This window comes from Pseudokordiimonas caeni (genome assembly GCF_026719705.1).
Taxonomy (GTDB): Bacteria; Pseudomonadota; Alphaproteobacteria; order Sphingomonadales; family Kordiimonadaceae; genus Gimibacter; species Gimibacter caeni.
Genome location: NZ_JAPPRR010000002.1, coordinates 870,953 through 891,925, shown reverse-complemented (window position 1 = coordinate 891,925; position 20,973 = coordinate 870,953). Strand labels below are relative to the sequence as shown.

21 protein-coding genes are annotated in these 20,973 nt (G+C 62.2%); 17 read left to right on the top strand and 4 right to left on the bottom strand.

Annotated elements, in window-relative coordinates:
- The first annotated feature begins 147 nt into the window (after positions 1–147).
- The 4 genes from OU694_RS13095 to OU694_RS13080 all read left to right on the top strand — a co-directional run bounded on the left by OU694_RS13095 (position 148) and on the right by OU694_RS13080 (position 3,568).
- A complete protein-coding gene (locus OU694_RS13095; RefSeq protein WP_308911454.1) occupies positions 148–738 on the top strand; it encodes a nitroreductase family protein in 591 nt (196 codons plus the stop codon).
- On the top strand, positions 735–2,144 hold the full coding sequence (locus tag OU694_RS13090) for a protein adenylyltransferase SelO family protein (protein WP_308911453.1): 1,410 nt from the start codon (positions 735–737) through the stop codon (positions 2,142–2,144). Before OU694_RS13095 ends, OU694_RS13090 begins: the two co-directional genes overlap by 4 nt.
- Positions 2,145–2,173: 29 nt before the next feature.
- On the top strand, positions 2,174–2,935 hold the full coding sequence (locus OU694_RS13085) for an alpha/beta hydrolase family protein (protein WP_308911452.1): 762 nt from the start codon (positions 2,174–2,176) through the stop codon (positions 2,933–2,935).
- Between the two features lie 78 nt (positions 2,936–3,013).
- The gene (locus OU694_RS13080) at positions 3,014–3,568 is read left to right on the top strand and encodes a hypothetical protein (RefSeq protein WP_308911451.1); all 555 of its coding nucleotides are present in this window, start codon (positions 3,014–3,016) and stop codon (positions 3,566–3,568) included.
- Between the two features lie 9 nt (positions 3,569–3,577).
- Here the strand turns inward: OU694_RS13080 and OU694_RS13075 are convergent, their stop codons facing one another.
- Positions 3,578–3,991 carry an iron-sulfur cluster assembly scaffold protein gene (locus tag OU694_RS13075; protein WP_308911450.1) on the bottom strand — a complete coding sequence of 138 codons (414 nt, stop codon included), beginning with the start codon at positions 3,989–3,991 and terminating at the stop codon, positions 3,578–3,580.
- A 274-nt stretch (positions 3,992–4,265) separates the two neighbouring features.
- Between OU694_RS13075 and folE the strand changes: the two genes are divergently transcribed.
- Genes folE through OU694_RS13060 form a run of 3 tightly spaced genes read left to right on the top strand, consistent with a single transcriptional unit; the run spans position 4,266 to position 6,152 of the window.
- Positions 4,266–4,913 (top strand): GTP cyclohydrolase I FolE, encoded by a 648-nt coding sequence (gene folE / locus OU694_RS13070; RefSeq protein WP_289504787.1) that lies wholly within the window; start codon positions 4,266–4,268, stop codon positions 4,911–4,913.
- 8 nt (positions 4,914–4,921) lie between these two features.
- The gene (gene hisI / locus OU694_RS13065; protein WP_308911449.1) at positions 4,922–5,341 is read left to right on the top strand and encodes a phosphoribosyl-AMP cyclohydrolase; all 420 of its coding nucleotides are present in this window, start codon (positions 4,922–4,924) and stop codon (positions 5,339–5,341) included.
- 28 nt (positions 5,342–5,369) lie between these two features.
- A complete protein-coding gene (locus OU694_RS13060) occupies positions 5,370–6,152 on the top strand; it encodes a hypothetical protein (protein WP_308911448.1) in 783 nt (260 codons plus the stop codon).
- Here OU694_RS13060 and OU694_RS13055 read toward each other — a convergent pair.
- From OU694_RS13055 to OU694_RS13045, 3 genes are read right to left on the bottom strand one after another with little or no spacing between them, the layout of a single operon-like run.
- On the bottom strand, positions 6,142–7,548 hold the full coding sequence (locus OU694_RS13055; RefSeq protein ID WP_308911447.1) for a hypothetical protein: 1,407 nt from the start codon (positions 7,546–7,548) through the stop codon (positions 6,142–6,144). The two genes, OU694_RS13060 and OU694_RS13055, sit on opposite strands and share 11 nt — an antisense overlap.
- A complete protein-coding gene (locus tag OU694_RS13050) occupies positions 7,538–7,933 on the bottom strand; it encodes a GtrA family protein (RefSeq protein WP_308911446.1) in 396 nt (131 codons plus the stop codon). Before OU694_RS13050 ends, OU694_RS13055 begins: the two co-directional genes overlap by 11 nt.
- Positions 7,930–8,898 (bottom strand): glycosyltransferase family 2 protein, encoded by a 969-nt coding sequence (locus OU694_RS13045; RefSeq protein WP_308911445.1) that lies wholly within the window; start codon positions 8,896–8,898, stop codon positions 7,930–7,932. The genes OU694_RS13050 and OU694_RS13045 overlap by 4 nt, the downstream gene beginning before the upstream one ends.
- A 190-nt stretch (positions 8,899–9,088) precedes the next feature.
- Here OU694_RS13045 and gloB point away from each other — a divergent pair, with 190 nt between their 5' ends.
- The 10 genes from gloB (at position 9,089) to gcvA (ending at position 20,952) form a co-directional block, all read left to right on the top strand.
- Complete coding sequence (gene gloB, locus OU694_RS13040; RefSeq protein ID WP_308911444.1) at positions 9,089–9,853, top strand: hydroxyacylglutathione hydrolase; 765 nt, start codon at positions 9,089–9,091, stop codon at positions 9,851–9,853.
- A gap of 33 nt (positions 9,854–9,886) precedes the next feature.
- Positions 9,887–12,016 (top strand): prolyl oligopeptidase family serine peptidase, encoded by a 2,130-nt coding sequence (locus OU694_RS13035; protein ID WP_308911443.1) that lies wholly within the window; start codon positions 9,887–9,889, stop codon positions 12,014–12,016.
- A 3-nt stretch (positions 12,017–12,019) separates the two neighbouring features.
- Positions 12,020–13,417: a M20/M25/M40 family metallo-hydrolase gene (locus tag OU694_RS13030; protein ID WP_308911442.1), complete on the top strand. Its 1,398-nt coding sequence runs from the start codon at positions 12,020–12,022 to the stop codon at positions 13,415–13,417.
- A gap of 9 nt (positions 13,418–13,426) precedes the next feature.
- Positions 13,427–14,815 carry a M20/M25/M40 family metallo-hydrolase gene (locus OU694_RS13025; protein ID WP_308911441.1) on the top strand — a complete coding sequence of 463 codons (1,389 nt, stop codon included), beginning with the start codon at positions 13,427–13,429 and terminating at the stop codon, positions 14,813–14,815.
- A 387-nt stretch (positions 14,816–15,202) separates the two neighbouring features.
- Positions 15,203–16,633, top strand: a complete 1,431-nt coding sequence (gene cysG / locus OU694_RS13020; protein ID WP_308911440.1) for a siroheme synthase CysG — start codon at positions 15,203–15,205, stop codon at positions 16,631–16,633.
- Between the two features lie 14 nt (positions 16,634–16,647).
- A complete protein-coding gene (locus OU694_RS13015) occupies positions 16,648–16,968 on the top strand; it encodes a DUF2849 domain-containing protein (protein WP_308911439.1) in 321 nt (106 codons plus the stop codon).
- A 1-nt stretch (position 16,969) separates the two neighbouring features.
- Entirely contained in the window at positions 16,970–18,625 is a 1,656-nt protein-coding gene (locus tag OU694_RS13010) for a nitrite/sulfite reductase (protein WP_308911438.1), read from the top strand.
- Positions 18,612–19,127: a DUF934 domain-containing protein gene (locus OU694_RS13005; protein WP_308911437.1), complete on the top strand. Its 516-nt coding sequence runs from the start codon at positions 18,612–18,614 to the stop codon at positions 19,125–19,127. Before OU694_RS13010 ends, OU694_RS13005 begins: the two co-directional genes overlap by 14 nt.
- Positions 19,124–19,885, top strand: coding sequence for a phosphoadenylyl-sulfate reductase (locus tag OU694_RS13000; RefSeq protein WP_308911436.1), 762 nt, complete (start codon positions 19,124–19,126; stop codon positions 19,883–19,885). Before OU694_RS13005 ends, OU694_RS13000 begins: the two co-directional genes overlap by 4 nt.
- A 137-nt stretch (positions 19,886–20,022) precedes the next feature.
- On the top strand, positions 20,023–20,952 hold the full coding sequence (gene gcvA, locus OU694_RS12995) for a transcriptional regulator GcvA (RefSeq protein ID WP_308911435.1): 930 nt from the start codon (positions 20,023–20,025) through the stop codon (positions 20,950–20,952).
- The last annotated feature ends 21 nt before the right edge of the window (positions 20,953–20,973 follow it).

Sequence of the window (20,973 nt, the reverse complement as noted above, 5' to 3'; positions counted from 1 at the left end):
CGACATTTTCGCCACCTTAAAGCGCACCTTCCGCCTGTCAATCAAGGCACGCGGATGCCACGCAATTTCAATCGCCCCTTTTCTGCGAAGGAAAGGTAGCCTAGCTATAGTAAAACCACAGCATGCCCGAGAGATGAAAGCGACCCGATGAGTTTCAACCAGCCCTGTTCCGCCACCCTCGAATTCCTGATGCGCCGCCGCTCGGTGAAGCCGCGTGACATGGCAGGCCCCGGCCCGGACCGCGCCGAGATGGAAACGATCCTGAAGGCGGCAACCCGCGTGCCGGACCATGGCAAGCTCGCCCCGTGGCGCTTCATCGTTCTGGACGGCGACGACCGCGCCCCGCTTGGCGACCTCATCGCCCGCGCGTTGGTGCTTGAACAGGAAACCAGCGAAACGGTCGCCGAAAAAATGAAGGGTTACGCAACACAGGGCCCGACGCTGGTGGTTGCCATTTCCTCGCCGCGCGACACGCACCGCATTCCGCTGATGGAACAGGATATGTCGGTGGGGGCCGCCTGCCAGAACCTGCTGGTGGCCGCCCACGCAGCGGGCTTTGTCGGCTCGTGGCTTACCGGCTGGGCCGCCTATAGCCGCACGGTTGCCGATGGCCTCGGCCTTGAACCGCAGGAAAAGATCGCCGGTTTCATCTTCCTCGGCCGTCAGCAGGACGCGCCGACCGAACGCCCCCGGCCGGAGCTTGACGAGGTCGTCACCTGGGGCTGGCCGCAGCCATGAGCAAAGTCCCCTACCGCCCCGATCCCGCTTTCCTCGCACTTGGCGACGGCTTTGCCGACCCGGTGAAGGCGGCGGATTTCCCGAAGGTGGTCCTGCGCTACAGGAACGACCGGGCGGCGGCGGAAGTGGGGCTGGATCATCTGTCGGACGAAGACTGGATCCGTCATTTCGGCCGCTTCGCCCCGCTCGAAGGCAACCTCGCGGAACCCCTCGCCCAGCGCTATCACGGCCACCAGTTCCGGGTTTACAATCCCGATATCGGCGACGGGCGCGGCTTCCTGTTTGCCCAGATGCGCGATGCACGCGGGCGGCTGATGGACCTTGGCACAAAGGGATCGGGCACCACCCCCTACAGCCGCTCGGGCGACGGGCGGCTGACGCTGAAGGGCGGCGTGCGCGAGATCATGGCGACCGAGATGCTCGCGGCGCTTGGCGCCAATACCAGCCGCACCTTCAGCCTGATTGAAACGGGCGAAAGCCTGCACCGGGGGGACGAGCCCTCGCCGACGCGATCGAGCGTGCTCGTGCGCCTCACCCACGGCCATATCCGCATCGGTACCTTCCAGCGCCACGCCTTCTTCTCGGATACCGAGCGGCTGGAAAAGCTCGTTGATTACAGCCTCAAAACCTACGCAGGCATTGAACCCGCCGGCAGCGCCACCGAGCGCGCCTTGGCGCTCCTCGCCTACGCCACCGAACGCACGGCGGAAAACGCGGCGGACCTGATGGTAGCGGGCTTCGTGCACGGCGTGCTGAACAGCGACAATATCAACATCACGGGCGAGGTTTTCGATTTCGGCCCGTGGCGCTTTCTGCCCGAAATGGACCTCGGCTTCACCGCCGCCTATTTCGATGAAAGCGGGCTTTATGCCTATGGCCGCCAGCCCGACGCCATCCACTGGGATCTGTACCAGCTTGGCGGCGCGCTTGCCGATATCGCCCCGGAGGAAGAGCTGCGCAGCGTGCTCGCCGCTTTCCCGCAAGCCTATATGGAGGCCCTGCGCACCCGCCTCACCCGCCGCCTTGGCCTGAAGCCGATGGAACACAGCGTGGCCGACGCGCTGTTCGCGGCCATGAGCGATTTCATGGTGGCGGAGAAATGCCCCTACGAACGTTTCTTCTTCGACTGGTACGGCGGCCCCTTGAGCGAAGCCCGCGCCAAGGCAAGCCCGATTGCCAAGCTTTACGAGACCGAAAAATTTGCCCCCGTCCGCGCCGCCCTCATGGCCGCCACGCCCCTGCACGCGAATGTGACGGGTCATGACTATTTCCGGGGCGAGCCCTGCACTATGCTGATCGAGGAAGTGGAAGCCATCTGGGCCGAGATCGCCAACCATGACGACTGGCAGCCGCTTCACGACAAGATCGACCGGATCAGGCAGATGGGCGAGGCGCTCGGCAACTGAAGCAAGAAGCAAACGACGGGAGACGCGCGATGCCGGCCACGAAAATCATCTTCAAGGGCAGCCAGGGCCATGATCTCGCCGCGAAGCTCGATGCGCCCGAAGGCACACCCCGCGCCTATGCGCTGTTCGCCCATTGCTTCACCTGCGGGAAAGACCTGAACGCCATCAACCGCATCGCCCGCGCCCTGAATGCCGAAGGGATCGCGCTTTTCCGGTTTGATTTCACCGGACTTGGGCTATCGAACGGCGATTTCGCCAACACCAATTTTTCGTCGAACGTCGCGGACCTGATCGCGGCCGTCGACCATATGCGGGCCGAGCTTGCCGCGCCCGCCATCATGCTCGGCCACAGCCTCGGCGGTGCCGCCACGCTCGTCGCTGCCGGCAGCGTGCCAGAGGTGAAGGCGGTCGCCACCATCGGCGCCCCGGCGGATAGCGAAAATGTGCTCAAACAGTTCGGCCAGCATCTGGAGACGATCGAAACGGAAGGCGAGGCCGAGGTGAACCTTTCCGGCCGCCCCTTCCGCATCAAAAAGCAGTTTATCGAGGATGTACGGGCGCAGTCCGTGCACGACCATATCGCGAAACTCAAAAAGCCCCTTCTGGTGATGCATTCGCCCATCGATGCCACCGTCGGCGTCGATCACGCCCGCCGTATCTTCGATGCCGCCAAACACCCCAAAAGCTTCGTCTCGCTCGACAAGGCCGACCACCTGCTGATGGACCGCGCCGAAGACGGCATCTATGTCGCCCGCATCATCTCGGCGTGGGTAAGCCAGTATATCGAGTAATTACTCGCGCATTTCGATTGCTTCTTTGTTCCAGTCGGCTAGCCTGCCGATTTAGAGCTTATGGAGCCAAGAAACTATATGAGAAGCCCTTTTCCTCAACTCGATATCGAGCTTTCATCCAAGGAAAAACTGATCTGGTCGGGACAACCTGACCAAGGATTGAAGCTGAGGGGACAAGACGCTTTCTTGATTCCTTTCTCGCTCATTTGGCTGATAGTCCCAGTCGGCATCCTGCTCTCAGGAGAAGAGAATGTGCAGAATAATACGCCCTTCCCATTCTCCATTATCCCACTGATTTTTCTGGCAGTTGGGGCCTACCTACTGTTCGGACGGTTTTTACAGGATGCTTGGAGGCGAAAGCGGACGGTCTACGGTTTGACCGATAAACGAGCAATTATCATCAGTCGGTCAGGTACAAAATCTGTCCCGATCGGCCCATCGCTGGAACTGAATTTCAAGCAACATTCAGATGACTTCGGAACGATCCAGTTCGGTGCGGCACCGTCGTTCCTAGCGAGTGCCAACAGTGGGTCCTTGAGCTTCTGGTCAGGCGCGCCGCCCGTTCCAACCTTTGAGTGCGTACCCGAAGGTGCCAACGTTTACCGCGAGATCAAACGGCTGATGGAGCTCTGACCTAACCTTCTAAACCCCGAACACCTCCGCCAGCACGTCGAATGGCAGCATCACGCTGCCCTTGCGGCCGGGGTGGTCCTTGACGGGGGCGAGGAGGGCGAGGTCGGCCCAGGCTTCGGGGAAGTCGGCAACACCGGTGGCCACCATATGGCGGAAGCGGGCGTTGATATCCTCGAACGTGGCTTTATCGAGCCCGATCACGCGCCCGCCGACGATGGCGGCGGTGGCCTGTCCGAGCGCGCAGGCCTTCACTTCCTGCCCGAATTGGGTGATCACCCCGTCCTTGAGGGTTGCATCAGCGGTGAGGCGGCTGCCGCACAGGCGGCTGGTTTTCACGACCGTGATATCGGGCGCCGCCAGACGCTCGGTCAGCGGGATGCGCGTGGTGAGGCGCAGGATTTCCTTGGTGTAAAGCTCGGCCATGGCCAATCCCTTAAAGCCGCTTTGAGCCTTGCACAAGGGCCATCCGCCCCCATATATGAACACACTTGTGTGTGCCGCCGCTTGGAGGCACACTGAAGGTCAGGTAGCGCGCTGCTGCCTCCGGCCTGTTTCGCCCGGCCGGTCATCCATCGTCGGATGGCCTGCGTAAAAGGGGAGACAGGCATTTCGGTCTCTGGTTCAACGCACCGCCAACTTCCCATTTCGGAAGGCAGGCGGTTACCACGAGGCCCTCCGTAGACGAAAGGATATCCGAATGGATGCCGTACTTGAAAGGGTCGAAGACCCTGAACTGAAGGTATTCCCGCAAGGAACCGTATCTCGCCCCAGCCGGGCCGAGGCGGAAGCCGCGGTCCGTACCCTGATCCGCTGGGCGGGTGACAATCCCACCCGTGAAGGCCTTCTCGATACGCCCAAGCGCGTGGTGAAGGCCTATGAGGAATTCTTCAAGGGCTACAAGGAAGACCCTGCCGAAATCCTCGCCCGCACCTTTGCCGAAGTTGAAGGCTATGACGACATGGTGGTGCTTCGTAACATCAAGGTCGAAAGCCACTGCGAGCATCATATGGTGCCCGTGTCCGGCACGGCCCATGTGGCCTATATGCCCGATGGCTCGGTCGTCGGCATCTCCAAGCTCGCCCGCGTGGTGGAGGCTTATGCCAACCGCCTGCAGACGCAGGAGACGATGACGGCGCAAATCGCCAATGCCATCGAAAAGCACCTGAAGCCCAAGGGCGTGGCGGTGGTTGTCGATGCCACGCACCAGTGCATGACCTGCCGGGGCGTGAAGCACGGCGACGTGTTCACCACCACCCGCCAGTTCCGCGGCGTGTTCAAGGAAGAGCGTGTCGAGCGCCAGTTCTGGGATCTCGTCCGCGCGCAACAACCGCGTGGTGGTGCCTGAGACGCCTGATGGCCATCCAAAACGCTGACAGAAGCGACCGTGCTGCGGTCGAAAATGGCCTGACGCTCGCGCTCAAATATGATGAGCGCGGGCTCATTCCCGTTGTCACCACCGATGCCGCTTCGGGCACTGTGCTCATGCAGGCATGGATGAACGAGGAAGCGGTCGAGCGTACCATCGCCACCGGTGAAGCGCATTATTGGAGCCGCTCACGGGGCGAGCTCTGGCACAAGGGTGCCACCTCCGGCCAGATCCAGCGGGTGATCGATTTCCGCACCGATTGCGATCAGGACAGCCTGTGGCTGGTCGTCGAACAAGCCGGCGGCGGCTGCTGCCACGTGGGTTATGAAAGCTGCTTCTACCGTGCGCTGCCCGTCGGCGAAGCGGTGGATGGCCCCGTGCCGCTGACCCAGAAGCTGACGAAATAGCCGCTTCCGCACCCCTCGGGCGCCGGATATGATCGCGCCCATGATCACGGATTATCTTGCCCGCCTCTTCGCCTCTGCCGTGCCCGGCGCGCGGGCCTTGGGGCTTGTCGATGAAGCCATCGGCATTCAGGCGCGGCACCGCCGGCAGGCCGAGGCATGGGCGCCGCACCTGACCCGCACGCGGGACATCATCAGGGATCACCTCGGGTTTGCCGATCCGGCTGAACCCATCGTCGTCCTTGGCGCCGGGCTCGGGCTCGATCTGCCGCTCGGCGCGCTGGATGCCCACCCCGCAGGTGCCCTCCTCATCGATGCCGTGCGCCTGCCTGCGATGCGGAAGAGGCTCAGGGCTTACGATAATCTCGGCTTTGAGCTGCATGACGTGACAGGCCTGATCCGGCCTTACGCGCAGGCGAAGGACGGGGCGGCGGTCGAGGCGCCCGCCCTGGCCCCCGTGCCGGTGGCAGGCGCGGGGATGATTGTCAGCGTCAATCTCCTGTCGCAGCTTGCCCTGCCCTTCATCGACAGCCCGCCCGAAAGCGACGAGGACAAGGCCACCCGGCGCGCCCTCGTCGCCGCGCATCTTGATGCCCTAAAGGCCGCCGATTGCCCGGTGCTGCTGATTACGGATGTGATGCGGGAAGAAACCGATGCACTAGGCCCAAGGCCCCACGAAACCGTGCCCAATGATCTGATCGCCGACTGGCCCGCGGAGGAAATCGCCCGCTGGGACTGGCACCTGGCGCCGAAGGGTGAAAACCGCGACGGCACAACCGTCACCCTGCAGGTCGGTGCCTGGTTCAGGCGCTAGGCCTCAACCCCCGCCAGCGCCACCAGAGCGCCCCATAGAGCATCGCAGCATAAGGCAGCAGCCAGATAACCCGCGCCTGATAGCGGTGGTGTGGTTCCGACAGCATGCCGCACACGGCGCCGTTCATGAGCAGCCCACAGACCAGAAGCCCCGCGAACAGCCGGAACAACCTGTCATCCTCCCCGCCGCCATCGTGCGGGCGGACTGACAGGCAGATGAGACCCGCGAACGCCGCGTAAACGATCCACAATTGCAAGCGGGAGAGGTCAGCCAGCAGCGGCTTCGACGTCACGATCCGCTGGGCGCGGATGTCGCCGGCGAGCGGACCGAAATTCTTCTCGATCCCCGGCACCATCTGCCCGTAATAGAAATCTTCCACCGTGAACATATCCAGCTGGCGCTGCCAGTTGTCGCCGGCCGACGCCAGCACCGCACCGGGCTCGGCCGCAATGATACGGCCGACGAGGGTAAACTCCTCGCGCTCCAGCTGGCGGCGCTCGGCCCGTGTCATGGCGGTATAGACCCGCCGGTCGGGATGCGCGGACCACAGGAACCAGTCGATATTGATCGGCAGGTTCTGCATGTGATCGCACATCACCCAGCCTTCCTCGGGGCAATGCGCCTTCAAGTACCGGTAGCCCGGCCCGTCGGCAATCATGCGGCCAAGGATGAAGGGGCGGCGCATCGGTTCCTCACCCTGGATGCCCTCCATCCCCACGCGGAACGCCACGTCCCCGCCGATCCCGGCAAGCACAACGATCACAAGCGGCACCAGCCGCACCGTGAAGGGCTTCAGGCTCCTGATCCTCCGGGAGAGGGCGAGGGTCGCAAACCCCAGCAGCGCGATGGCCACAAATCCGCCAACGAGGATGAGGTGCGTCTGGTGAAAGAGAACGGCAAGGATCATGACCGCGACAGCACCCGCCCGCTGCATCCCGCTCATCCGCTCGCCGTACACAAGGACCAGCGCGACACCGAGAACCGCGAGCCCGGCATAGACATCCGGCATCGCGTTGATCACGAAGAAGGGCAGCGGCGTGAGAAGTGCGACAACCGCAGTGATGGCTGCGGCTACCCAAGGCCGCCCACGACCCAGCACAAGATCCGCCGTCAGCGCCAGCATATAGGCCGTACTCAGAATCTGCACGGGGGCGAACGGCGCATGGCGTAGCTCCCATTGCATCAGGAGGCCGTAATAGATCGACCGCCCGAGGAAGGAGAGACCGCCCGTCAGGTCCACCCCGCGCAGATGCTTGAACAGTACCTCGGCGCCGCCGAAATAGCCCCAGCTGTCGAAAAAGAAGATAAGCCCGCCATTGACCCCGAGGAACAGGAGGAAAGCGATCACCGCCGTCAGGAAAGCGGCGAGGAAGGTGGAGTTTGCCTTAAAAAACATGACGGCGGCTCATGGTAAAATTCCAGCCAAGGGCAGTGAGCGTACCTGCCACCACCCCGATGATCGGAAAGCTCGCGACAACCGGCAACGTGGCGACAAGCAGCGAATAGACGCTGAAATTGATCAGCCCGCCGATCCCGGTGACGGCAATGAAGCGGCCCCACTGGTGATGGGCCGCCATGCTGCGGCGCGCCTCGAAGGTGAAGCGGCGGTTGAGCCACCAGGTCACGGTTGCCGCCATAAGGATCGATCCGACCCGCGCGAGATAGAAGCCGCAAAAGGGCAGCAGGGCATAAAGCACCCCGGCATCCACCACAAAACCGATACCGCCCACGATGGAGAAGCGGAAAAGCTCGCCAAGGACGGCGCGTCCGCCCGCTGTCATGCGTCCCGGCCTGTGGCGGTCGCCTCGCCAAAGCGCGGCACACCAAGATAAGCGAGCGATCGCATTTCCTTTCGCGCCATGGCCACCATCGCGAGGATAAGGCCGGTGAAAAGGCTGAGAAGCCCCGTCATCATCAGACCCATGCTGGCAATCGCCGTGGGCAGGCGCGGCACGAGGCCCGTTTCCAGAAATTCCAGCAGCACCGGAATGCCAACGATGACAGACGCCGCCGCAAAAATCGCTGCAAGGGTCGAGAAAAACTGCAGGGGTCGTTCAGCCCTTACCAGCCACTGGATGGTGCGAAGGATGCGGATACCATCGCGGATCGTATGCAGCTTCGATTCCGATCCTGCCGGGCGCTCCACATAGGGTGTGTCTACCTCGATCACTTTCAGGTCCAGCTCCATCGCATGGATCGTCAGTTCGGTTTCGATCTCGAAACCCTGCGACAGGGCGGGGAAGGATTTCACAAAGGGCCGCGACATGACCCGGTAGCCGGTCAGCATGTCGCGCAGGTCAGCCCCGAACACCGAGGCGACAAGGCCAGTGAGCATGCGGTTGCCGAAGCGGTGGCCGAAGCGGTAGGCCGCTTCCTCCTCGCTGACGCGCGCACCGCACACCATGTCGGCCCGTTCGCTTTCAAAAACTTCAAGGAGCTTGTGAACCGACGGGGCGTCATAAGTCGCGTCGCCGTCGATCATGATATAGATATCGGCATCCACCTCGCGGAACATGCGCCGCACCACATTGCCCTTGCCGCGCTTGTAAACCTTGTGCACCACGGCCCCGGCCTCGGCCGCCACCTCGCGGGTGCGATCGTCCGAACGATTGTCGAACACATAGATGGTGGCATCCGGCAGTTCGCGCCGGAAATCGGCAACCACCTTGCCGATGGCGGCCTCTTCATTGAGGCACGGGGCCATCACGGCAATACGGGGCTTGGAAAGGAAGGCAGGCGCTGTCATCAAAATGGCATCCGCTTGAGGGCCCGGCAACCGGCCGGAACGTTCGGTGCACGCTATCCGTTTCCCCTTTTCGGGTCAAGGTTGGCCCCTTGGGCGGGCGCGCCATCACATCGGGTTTATCCCGTTGCACCGGGGGGCTTTTTGCCCGTAGCATGCGAGCCCTGTGGGAGGCTCTGCGAAGGAGTTCGGTGTGCTTGAGATCGTCCAGATTCCCGTCCTAAGGGACAATTATGTCTATATTTTGCACGACGCAGTGAGCGGCGAGACGGCGGTGGTCGATCCGGCGGTTGCTGAACCCGTGGAGGCAGCCCTCACGGAGCGGGGCTGGGCCTTGACCCATATCTTCAACACCCATCACCACGCTGACCATACCGGCGCCAATCTTGCCCTGAAGGTGGCGCATGAGGCCCGCATCATCGGCCCCGCGGCGGAACGCGACCGTATCCCGGGGCTCGATATCGCGGTAGGGGACGGTGACATCGTGGCCCTAGGTGACCACGAAGCCCGCGTTTTTGACGTTCCGGGCCATACTTCCGGCCACATCGCCTATCATTTTGCCGATAACGATGCCCTTTTCTGCGGCGACACCCTGTTTTCGATGGGCTGTGGCCGGCTTTTTGAGGGCACAGCCGACCAGATGTGGTCTTCCCTGTCGAAGTTTATAACTTTGCCCGATGAAACCCGCGTTTTTTGCGCCCATGAATATACCGAAGCCAATGGCCGCTTCGCCCTGACCATCGAGCCGCACAATAAGGCCCTTGTCCGCCGCATGGACGAGGTGAAGGCGCTCCGGGCTGCCAACAAGCCCACCGTGCCCTCAACGATTGGTATAGAGAAAGCGACCAATCCCTTCTTGCGTGCCTCAAGCGAAGAATTGCAGGATACAGTCGGCATGATCGGCGCGCCGCTGCCCCGCATCTTCGCGGAAGTCAGGACGCGCAAGGATCACTTCTGACCGCACGACCATAAAAATATTGGGGGGACACCAATGACCATCGCACGCCTGCTGGCCGCCACCGCCGCCGCATGCCTCGTCGCCGCCTGTGAACCGGCCGCCGACACCAAGACTTCCGAAACGCCGGAGACTGCCGCCATGACCGAAGCCGCCGATCCCTATCTGTGGCTCGAGGAAGTGGAAGGCGAAAAGGCCCTTGAATGGGTCACCGAAAAGAACGCTGCCTCGGCCAAGGTGCTGGACGCCGATCCGCGCTATCAGGCCTTCGTCGATGAACTGAAGGCCGATTACGAATCGCCCGACAAAATCACCCCCGCGAGCCTTTCGCACGGCAAGGTCTATGAGCTGTGGCAGGACGACAAGAATGTCCGCGGCCTGTGGCGCGTGGCCGATTGGGCCAGCTACAAAATCGGCAGCCCGGCATGGGAAACCCTTCTCGATCTCGATGCGCTTGCGGAAGCGGAGCATGAAAACTGGGTCTGGAAGGGCAAGGACTGCTTTGGCGACCGCTGCATCCTCAACCTGTCGCGCGGCGGCAGCGACGCGACTGTGCGCCGCGAGTTCGACCTGAAGGCCAAGTCATTTGTAGATGGCGGCTTCGCCACCCCTGAAAGCAAGGGCGGCGTAACTTGGGAAGACGCAGACACATTGCTCGTTTCCGTCGATTTCGGCGAAGGCACGCTCACGACATCCGGCTATCCGCGTCAGGTGCGCCGCTGGAAGCGCGGCACCCCGCTCGATAGTGCTGAACTGGTGTTCGAAGGCAGCGTCGACGATGTATCGTCACAGGCCTATTCGTCCCATCGTTTGGACGGCGAGCATATCGGTATCGTCTCGGCCCCCGACTTCTTCACCGAAGCGCATTGGTTGCTCGTCGATGGCAAGCCGCAGGAACTGAAACTGCCCCGAACCATCGGGCTGCAGGGCTATGTGGGCGACTGGGTGATCCTCACCCTGCGTGCCGACTGGTCACCCGAAGGCGCGTCGGCCAAGGCCGGCGATCTGGTCGCGCTGAAAGTATCGGACGCCCTTGGCGGCACCGCCGGCAACAGCCTCACCACCATCTTCTCGCCTTCCGAAAAGGAATCGATCAACAGCATCGCCCTCGGCCGCGACCGCATCCTTGTCTCCGCGATCGAGGATGTAAAAGCACGGCTGAAGGTAGCGCGGCTGGAAGGCGACGGCTTCACGCTCACGAGCGTTGACCTGCCGGATAATGCCGCCATCACCAGCCTGACGAGCGACGAGGACACCGATGCGACGCTCTTCACGGTTGAAAGCTTCCTGATGCCGACCACGCTTTATGCACTCGATGCCGCTGGCGGTGATACGGTGGCAACAGTGCAAAGCCTGCCGGCTCGCTTCGATGCCGAAAATCTGGTCGCCGAGCAGCATTTCGCCACCTCGAAAGACGGCACCAAGGTACCCTATTTCCTGATCCGCCCGAAAGATGCGCCGATGGACGGCACCACGCCGACCCTGATGTTCGGTTATGGCGGGTTCGAGGTTTCGATCACCCCGCAATATCTCTCCGGCGTGTCGAAACTCTGGGTCAAGAACGGCGGCGCCTTTGCCTTCGCCAACATACGGGGCGGCGGCGAATATGGCCCGGCGTGGCACCAGGCCGCGCTGAAGGAAAACCGCCAGCGCGCCTATGATGATTTCATCGCCATTTCGGAAGACATGATCGCCTCGGGCCTCACCTCCACCCCGCACTTCGGCATTCAGGGCCGCTCCAACGGCGGGCTCCTGATGGGGGCGATGCTGACCCAGCGGCCTGACCTCTTTGGCGCCATCATCTGCGGTGTGCCGCTGATTGACATGAAGCGCTACAACAAGCTTCTGGCCGGTGCTTCGTGGATGGGCGAATATGGCAATCCCGATATCCCGGAAGAGTGGGACTATATTTCCAAATATTCCCCCTACCAACATATCGAGGCCGGCAAGCCCTACCCCGAAATGTTCGTCTATACCTCAACGAAGGACGACCGCGTCCATCCGGGCCATGCCCGCAAGATGACCGCGAAACTCGAAAGCCTCGGCTATCCGGTCCTTTATTATGAAAATATGGAAGGCGGCCATGCCGGTTCCGCGAACCTGCCGCAACTGGCGCGCCGCGAAGCCCTGCAAACCGTCTATGCCCTGCAGAAGCTGAAGGATTGATCCATGTATAAAAGCCTTATGCACACTGCCGCCGTTGCTGCCCTCCTTATCGGGGGCAGCGCACACGCGGCCAGCGATGCCGACATCGCCAAAACCAGAGAAATCCTTGGCACCGCCGTTTCCTTCGAAACCTCGAAAGGCCTTGGCAATGTGCCGAAGCTTGCCGCCTATCTGGCCGGTGAACTGAAAAAGGGCGGCTTCACAGATGAAGACATCGCCATCATCCCCATGGGCGAAACCGCCGGGATGATCGTGCGCTATAAGGGTGACGGATCTTCCGGCAAAAAAGGCATCGGCTTCGCCGCCCATATGGATGTGGTGGAAGCCGACCCGAAAGACTGGGAACGCGAGCCCTTCACGATGGTCGAGGAAGACGGCTACCTGTTTGGCCGCGGTGTGCTGGATTGCAAATTCGGCGTTTCCACCCTTGTCGCCACCTTCCTGAAACTGAAGGCCGAAGGCTTCGTGCCGACCCGCGATCTCGTGCTCGTCTTCACGGGTGACGAGGAAAGCGGGATGGAAACCACAAAGGCGCTTTCCTACGATTATCACGACAAGATCGATATCGAATATATCCTCAATTCTGACGCAGGCGGCGCCGCGCTCGCACCCGATGGCACACCGGTCGCCTATGCGATCCAGGCCGCTGAAAAGACCTATGCCTCGTTCGAGATGACGGTCACCAACCCCGGCGGCCACAGCTCGCGTCCCCGCAAGGATAATGCAATCTACGATCTCGCGACCGCTTTGAAGAAAATCGAGGCCTTTGAGTTTCCGGCCGAAGTGAACGAGATCACCACGCGTTACTTTGCCACGCTCGGCCCCATCGTCGGCGGCGAGACCGGGGCAGCCATGACGGCCTTTGCGAAAAATCCGAAGGACAAAAAGGCCCTCGGCATACTGCGTGCGAGCCCTGAATATGTGGGCACCACCGGCACCACCTGCATTGCCACGATGCTGAAGGGCGGCCACGCCGAAAACGCACTGCCGCAAGCGGCGACCGCCACCATCAACTGCCGCATCTTCCCCGGCACCAAGGCCGAGGAAACGCTTGCGACCCTCAAAGGGGTTGTCGGCAACGACGCCATCGAATGGAAGCTTCTGGGGGATGGCACTGCCTCGCCCGCCTCGCCGCTGCGTGATGATGTGGTGGATGCGGTGACGGCGTCGGTGCATGCAGCCTACCCCGGCCTCACGATCCTGCCGCAGATGGAATCGGGCGGCACCGACGGCAAGCATTACCGCGCTTCCGGCTGGCCGACCTACGGCATCAGTGGCATCTATATGAAGATGTCCGACATGTTCGCCCATGGCCTCAATGAACGGCTGCCGGTGGCCACCATCCCGCTCGCGCTCGATCACTGGCATCACCTGATGACCAATCTCGGCAGCCAGAAATAGGATAGTTTCATGATTTCACGTCTTCTGAAGGCGGCCTCGGTCGCTGCTCTTCTCTCCACCTCGGCTTTCGCGGCCGACACGGACTGGAACGAACGTTTCAAGGAAATCCTTGGAAAATCGATCACCTTCCACACCGCAGAAGGCCATGGCCAGGTGCCGGCCTATGCCGCTTACCTCGCCGATCAACTGAAGGCAGGCGGCTTTGCGGCCGAAGATATCCATATCCTGCCACACGGCGAAACGGCGGCCCTTGTGGTGCGCTATCGGGGCGATGGCTCGGCGGCCAAGAAGCCGATCCTGCTCGCCGCCCATATGGATGTGGTTGAGGCCAAGCGCGAGGATTGGGAACGCGATCCCTTCACGATGGTGGAGGAGAACGGCTATCTCTTCGGCCGTGGCATCGTGGATAACAAGTTTGGTGTCACCTTGCTTGTCACCACCTTCCTGCGCCTGAAGGCCGAGGGCTATGTGCCGAACCGCGATCTCGTTATCGCCTTCTCGGGGGACGAGGAATCCTCGATGGTCACCACCAAGGCCATCGCCAACGATCACCGCGACCTGACAGACGCCGAATTTGTGCTGAATGCCGACGCCGGCGGCGGCACCATCGGCGAGGACGGCAAGGTGCTGAGCTACAGCCTCCAGGCGGCCGAAAAAACCTACGCGACCTTCCATCTGACCGTCACCGATCCGGGCGGCCACAGCTCCCGCCCCACGGGGTCGAACGCCATCTACCGGCTCGCCAAAGCCCTGACCGCGATCGAGAATTACAGCTTCCCGGTCAACACAAACGACATCACCCTCGGCTTCTTCAAGGCCCAGGGCCCGCTCACCGGCGGTGAGCTGGGCGCGGCCATGACAGCCTTTGCGAAAGACCCGTCGGACAAGAAGGCCGTTGCCACGCTCCGCAAGCAGGCGAGCTATGTTGGTGTCACCGGCACCACCTGCGTCGCCACGATGCTGACCGGCGGCCACGCTGAAAACGCCCTGCCGCAATCGGCAACCGCGACCGTCAACTGCCGCATCTTCCCCGGTGAAGGCGTGGCGCTGACGCAGGAACGCCTGCAAAAGGCCGTGAATGACGATCGCGTCGTCTTCACCCAACGGGGTGAGAGTACCGAAAGCCCCGCCTCGCCGCTCCGCGACGATATCATGACGGCGGTCACCGATGCCGTGCATGCCAATTTCCCCGGCCTGCCGATCATCCCGGCCATGTCGCCGGGCGCCACCGATGGCATGCATTACCGCGCTGCCGGCATGCCGACATATGGCGTCGAAGCCATCTATATGAAGAACAGCGACGGCTTCTCGCACGGCCTGAACGAGCGGGTGCCGGTCGCCACCATCCCGGTCGCGATTGACCAGATGTACAGGGTGCTGACGACACTGACCAAGTAAGGCTTGTCGGATTAGCTTCTCTAAAGCCGTGGGGTAACGCCCACGGCTTTTTCGCAGAACCCGGTCCCCGCCGAACCGATATCCTGAGCGACCTCACCGCAGTGATATTTCGTTTCGTTTTTTCATTTTTTATAGATTTTAATTCTTTTAATTCGCATCACATCACGGTTTTGCGATAAATTTTTTCTAGCGAAGCCCCCAACATCTTCTCGTTTGCGACAATGCAGGGCGCGGCCTACATAGGGCAGTGTAGGGGCAAGTTATGCTTTTCTGAAGGGAAGCAAGCAGCCCCCACAAACCCGACCCGAGTGACGACAGCGCTCAAATCTGTTCAGCGAGTGACGCCGCGATGGCCCGAACGGCAAGCGGCACCGAGGAGAAGACACCATGGCCAGCATTCCGGTTTTCCTGACCGCCAGTGCCCAGCGAATCCTGATCGTCGGATCGGATGCCGCCGCCATGGCCAAGGTCGGCCTCCTGAAGGATACGGGTGCGCGCCTCACCGTGATTGCGCCGGGTGCGGTTGCTGCCATCGAAGCCGCCGGTCTTGCCGGTGACGCAGTCACTGCCCATGACCGCCTTTTCGAAACCGCCGATATCGAAGGCCAAACGCTTGTTTATATCAGCCCCGAGGACGACCTGACAGCCGAGCGCGCCCGCCGTGCCGCCAGTGATCGCGGCCTGCCGGTCAATGTGATCGATGTGCCCGCGAAATCGAGCTTCACGACCCCCGCCCGCTTCAGCCGCGGCAGCCTTGAGGTAGCCTTTTCCTCAGGCGGTGCCGCCCCCGTTTTCGTGCGTCGCCTCAGGGCCGCGCTTGAGCGCCTTCTGCCGCCGTCACTTGGCACGCTCAGCCTTGCTGCTGGCGCCGTGCGGGCCCGCGTGAAAACCATCGTCACCGACGCCACCGCCCGCCGCCTTTTCTGGGACGATATCTATGACCGCGCCGGCGAATTTGCCGACCTCGATCAGGCCACCGTCGAACGCTGCCTGATCGATGCCGCCCACCGCGCCCGCGCGACCGAGCTTTCCAAGCCAGCCGGGGCCGGACGCGTCCAGCTTGTGGGCGCAGGCCCCGGCGATCCCGATCTTCTGACCATCAAGGCGCACCGCGCGCTGCAACAGGCCGATGTGATCATCTATGACCGCCTCGTTTCGCGCGATGTGCTGGCCCTTGCCCGCCGCGACGCCGAACTGGTGTTTGTCGGCAAGCGCGAAGGCGACCATGGCATCGGGCAGGATGGTATCCATGCCGCCATGATCACCCATGCCCTGAAGGGGCGGCGCGTTGTACGCCTCAAGGGCGGCGACCCGATGGTCTTCGCCCGTGCGGGTGAGGAACTTGAAGCCCTGCGCGCCGAAGGCATCCAGGTTGAGGTGATTCCCGGCGTGACCGCGCTTTCGGGCATCGCCGCCCGCACCCAGATCCCGCTTACCGACCGCGACTATGCTTCCTCGATCACACTGGTCACCGGCCACCTGAAGGACGGCCAGTTCAAGGATTGGGCACGCCTCGCCGGCGAAGGCCGCACGCTTGCCGTTTATATGGGCCTCAAGTCCGCGGCCGAGATTTCGGCGGGCCTTATCGGTGAAGGTGTTTCCGCCGCGACCCCGGTCGCGGTCATTGAAAACGGCACCCGCGCTGACGAGCGCCGCTTCTATGGCACGCTCGCCAATCTGGCCGAGATCGTGTCCCGCCACGGCGTCGCCAGCCCGGCGCTCCTGATCATTGGCGAGGTCGTGTACCGCGCCGCCGATCTCAACATTGCCGCGCACGGGATCGGCTTTGCCGTCGATGCCGCCCGCGCCACGGCCTGAGGAGGAGAAAGACCATGGCTAAGAAGCTTTCCGGTCCGCAAATGATCGTCGCCAACCGGCTGACGGATGGCCGCGTCCTGTTCCTGACAGCCGAAGGCTGGGCGGTGGAGCCGACCCATTCCATCGTCGCCCATGACGAGGACGAGGTAACGGCCCTTCTTGCTGTCGCCAACGCCGATGTGAAAGCCAATCTGGTGCTGGCGGTCGAGGTCGTCTCCGCCGAGGTTGGCGAAGGCGGCGTGCGCCCCGGCCATATCAAAACACAGATGCAAGCCAGGGGCCCGAGTGTGCGAACCGACCTCGGCTATCAGGTTTCGCCTTTCTGGGAAAATTGAGATGTACGCTTACGACACTTTCGACCATGCAATGGTCAATGCCCGGGTCGAGGAGTTCCGCGACCAGGTGGCGCGCCGCCTTTCGGGCGAACTCACGGAAGAAGAGTTCCGCCCGCTGCGCCTGATGAACGGCCTTTACCTCCAACTGCATGCCTACATGCTGCGCGTCGCGGTACCCTATGGCACGCTGAACAGCCGTCAGATGCGGCGCCTTGCCCATATCGCGCGCAAGTATGACAAGGGCTACGGCCATTTCACCACGCGCCAGAATATCCAGTATAACTGGCCGAAACTGGTGGACGCACCCGATATCCTCGCGGAGCTCGCCGAGGTCGAGATGCATGCCATCCAGACAAGCGGCAACTGTATCCGTAACGTGACGACAGACCAGTTCGCCGGTGCGGCGCACGACGAGGTTGCCGACCCGCGCGCCACGGCCGAAATCATCCGGCAATGGTCCACCTTCCACCCTGAATTCTCGTTCCTGCCGCGCAAGTTCAAGATCGCCATCACCGGTGCGCCGAAGGACCGCGCCGCCGTGAAATGGCACGATATCGGCCTTGTGCTGAAAAAGAACGAAGCGGGTGAGCTGGGCGTTGAAGTGCTGGTCGGCGGCGGCATGGGCCGCACGCCCGTCATCGCCAAGACGATTGCCGACTTCGTGCCCGAAAGCGAGATGCTGTCGTATCTCGAGGCCATCCTGCGCGTCTATAACGAGCAGGGCCGCCGCGACAACAAATACAAGGCCCGCATCAAGATCCTCGTCGAGGATACCGGCACCGAGGAATTCAAGCGCCTTGTCGAGGAAGAATATGAAGCGATCCGGGCAAGCTTCATCGATGTGCCCGCGGAGGAAGTGGTCCGCATCCGCCAGTTCTTCGCCCCGCCGCCACTGCCGGTGCTGGCCGACGAAGACGCCGGGCTTGATGCGCTGGCCGCTGCCGACTTCCGGTTCCGCGCCTGGGTGAAGAATAATACCTTCGCCCACAAGGTGCCGGGCCATGTCTCGGTAACGATCAGCCTGAAGCCGCATGGCGGCATCCCGGGCGACGCCACCGACGCCCAGATGGATCTTGTGGCCGACATCGCCGAAGAATATTCACACGATGAAGTCCGCGTCAGCCACGAGCAGAACCTGATCCTGCCGCATGTGGCAAAACGCGATCTCGTCGCCATCTGGCAAAAGCTCGATGCGGCTGGCCTCGGGTCTGCCAACGTCGGGCTCCTGACCGATATCATCGCCTGCCCCGGCCTTGATTATTGCGCCCTCGCCAATGCCCGCTCGATCCCCATCGCGCAGGCCATCACCAACCGTTTCGACGACCTGAAGCGGCTGGAGGATATCGGCCAGCTGAAGATCAAGATTTCAGGCTGCATCAACTCGTGCGGTCACCACCATGCCGGCCACATCGGCATTCTGGGTGTGGACCGCAAGGGCGAGGAAAATTACCAGCTGCTGCTTGGCGGCTCGGGCGAGGAAGATGCGTCGAAAGCCGCAATCCTCGGCCCCGGTTTCGATGAGCACGGCATTGTCGACGCGGTTGAAAAGGTGGTTGCCGCCTATATGGGCGAGCGCAAGGAGGGCGAGACTTTCCTCGCCGCCTATCGCCGCCTCGGCCCCGATGTATTCAAGGAGGCCGTTTATGGCGCACGTTGATCTTCAAACCGGCGAGGATGTTGCCGTATGGCGCATCCTCGAAGACGGCGCGCTGCCCGACGAGGCTGGCGAGTGGCTGGTGCCGCTCGGCCGCCTGAAGGACGAGGCCGGCAGCCTGCTCGAGGAAAAAGGTGTACGTCTTGGCGTGTTGATTGAAACCGAGACGCCCCACAGCGATCTTGCTGGCATCGGCAATTATGCGAGCTTCGCCGCCATCCGCTTCCCCGGCTTCGGGGACGGTCGGGGCTTCTCGCTCGCGGTGCGCCTCCGCAAGGATTATGGATTCAATGGCGATATCCGCGCCATCGGCCATGTGATCCCCGATCAGGCTCAGTTCCTGCTGCGCGCCGGCTTCAACACCAGCGAAGTGCCCGAAGAACGCCGCGAGGCCTTTGTCCGCGCCGTCAACCGTTACAAACATGTCTATCAAAGCGACGCACAGGGCGGCATCAGCATCCTGCGCCAGCGCCACGATCAGGCCGACACCCGGAGGGTATCGTGACCGCGCTTGCCGCCATAGAAGCCGCGCCCTTCGATGCGGACGCCGAAGCCGCCTATCTGGCAGGCAAGGTGAAAACCGAAGACCCGCGCGAAGTGATCCGCGCCGCGCTCGCCCGTTACGGTGATCGCTTCGCGCTCGTTTCGTCCTTCGGGGCCGAATCGGCGGTGCTCCTGCATCTGGCCGCCGAGGTCTCGAAGGACATTCCGATCCTTTTCCTCGATACCGGCAAACTGTTCGGGGAAACCAAGCGCTACCGCGATACGCTGATTGCAAGCCTTGGCCTGACGAATGTCATCACCCTGACACCCGAGGCATCCGACCTAGCCGAACGCGACCCCAAGGGCATTCTCTGGAGCCAGAATCTCAACGGCTGCTGCTTCATCCGGAAGGTCGTGCCGCTTGAAAAGGCGCTTGAGGGCTATGATGCATGGGCATCGGGTCGCAAGCGCTTCCAGGGCGGGCTGCGCGCCGCACTCCCGCATTTCGAAGCGGGCGACAATCGCGTGAAGGTCAATCCGCTCGCCTACTGGACGAAGGAAGACATCGCCGCCTATATGAAGGCGCATGATCTGCCCGAACATCCGCTGGTGGCCGAAGGCTTCCGCTCCATCGGCTGCATGCCCTGCACCGACCGCGTGGGCGAAGGCGAGGAAGACCGGGCCGGCCGCTGGCGCGGCCAGGCCAAGACCGAATGCGGCATTCACCTGAGCTTTCAGGAAAACGCCGCCCTTGCGAGCTATGATTCAAGCGGCCTCTGATCCCGAAGGGGCCGCTACATCAAGCCTTTGAGAGCAACACATTTCCCCGCTGGACCTCGCTTCGGCAATTTCTTATGATGGCCTGCAATAAGAATATCTAATCCGAAACGCCCAGATCGCGAGAAGGCCCGCCTCATATGAAACGCTCGATGTTGCCCCTCAACGCCCTGCGTGCCTTCGATGCCGCCGCCCGCCACATGAGCTTCAAGCGCGCCGCCGACGATCTGGCCGTTACCCCCGCCGCCATCAGCCAACAGATTCGCTCGCTCGAGGATGTGCTCGGCGTTGAACTCTTTCGCCGCACCAACCGTTCGCTCGTGCTGACCGAGGCTGCGCAGCTTTCGCTGACCCCGCTCCGGGAAGCTTTTGAGAAGCTCGAGGAAGCGGTGAGCGTGCTGACGAGCTCCAAATCCTCGACCGTGATCAAGGTGGCCGTATCGCCGTCTTTCGCGTCCAAATGGCTGGTGCCGCGACTGGCGAGCTATTACGAGCGCCGACCGGATGCCATCGTAAAAATCTCGGCGTCCCTCGCGCTTACCGATTTCAAGGCGGAAGACGTGGATCTCGCCATTCGTTACGGCGCCGGAAAATATCCGGGGCTGGTGGCGGAAGAGGTGCTCCGCGAAACCGTGTTCCCGGTCTGCAGCCCCGATCTTCTGGCTTCCGGGATCAAACTGGACGAACCCGCTGACCTCACGGCCCAGACCCTGATCCATGACGACAGTTTCAGCGAGGACGACAGCGCCCCTTCATGGGCCATGTGGCTGCGCGCGGCGAATGTTGAACTGATGGACGGCATGCCTGCCCTTCACTTCAACACCCACTCGCTGGCGATCGAGGCCGCCGTTGCCGGGCGTGGCATCGCGCTTGCCCGCTCGGCCATTGCGGCCGAAGACCTGAAAGCCGGCCGCCTTGTCCGCCTGTTTGGTGAGGCCGTCCCGGTGGGCTTTGCCCATTATATTGTTTACCCCGCCGACAAGGTCAAAAGCGAACGTGTCCAGGACTTCATCGACTGGCTGAAGGAAGAGACCCAGCGCCCGGATGATGACAGCAACTATTCGGCCTGACCCTATGAAATCAGGAGGCAC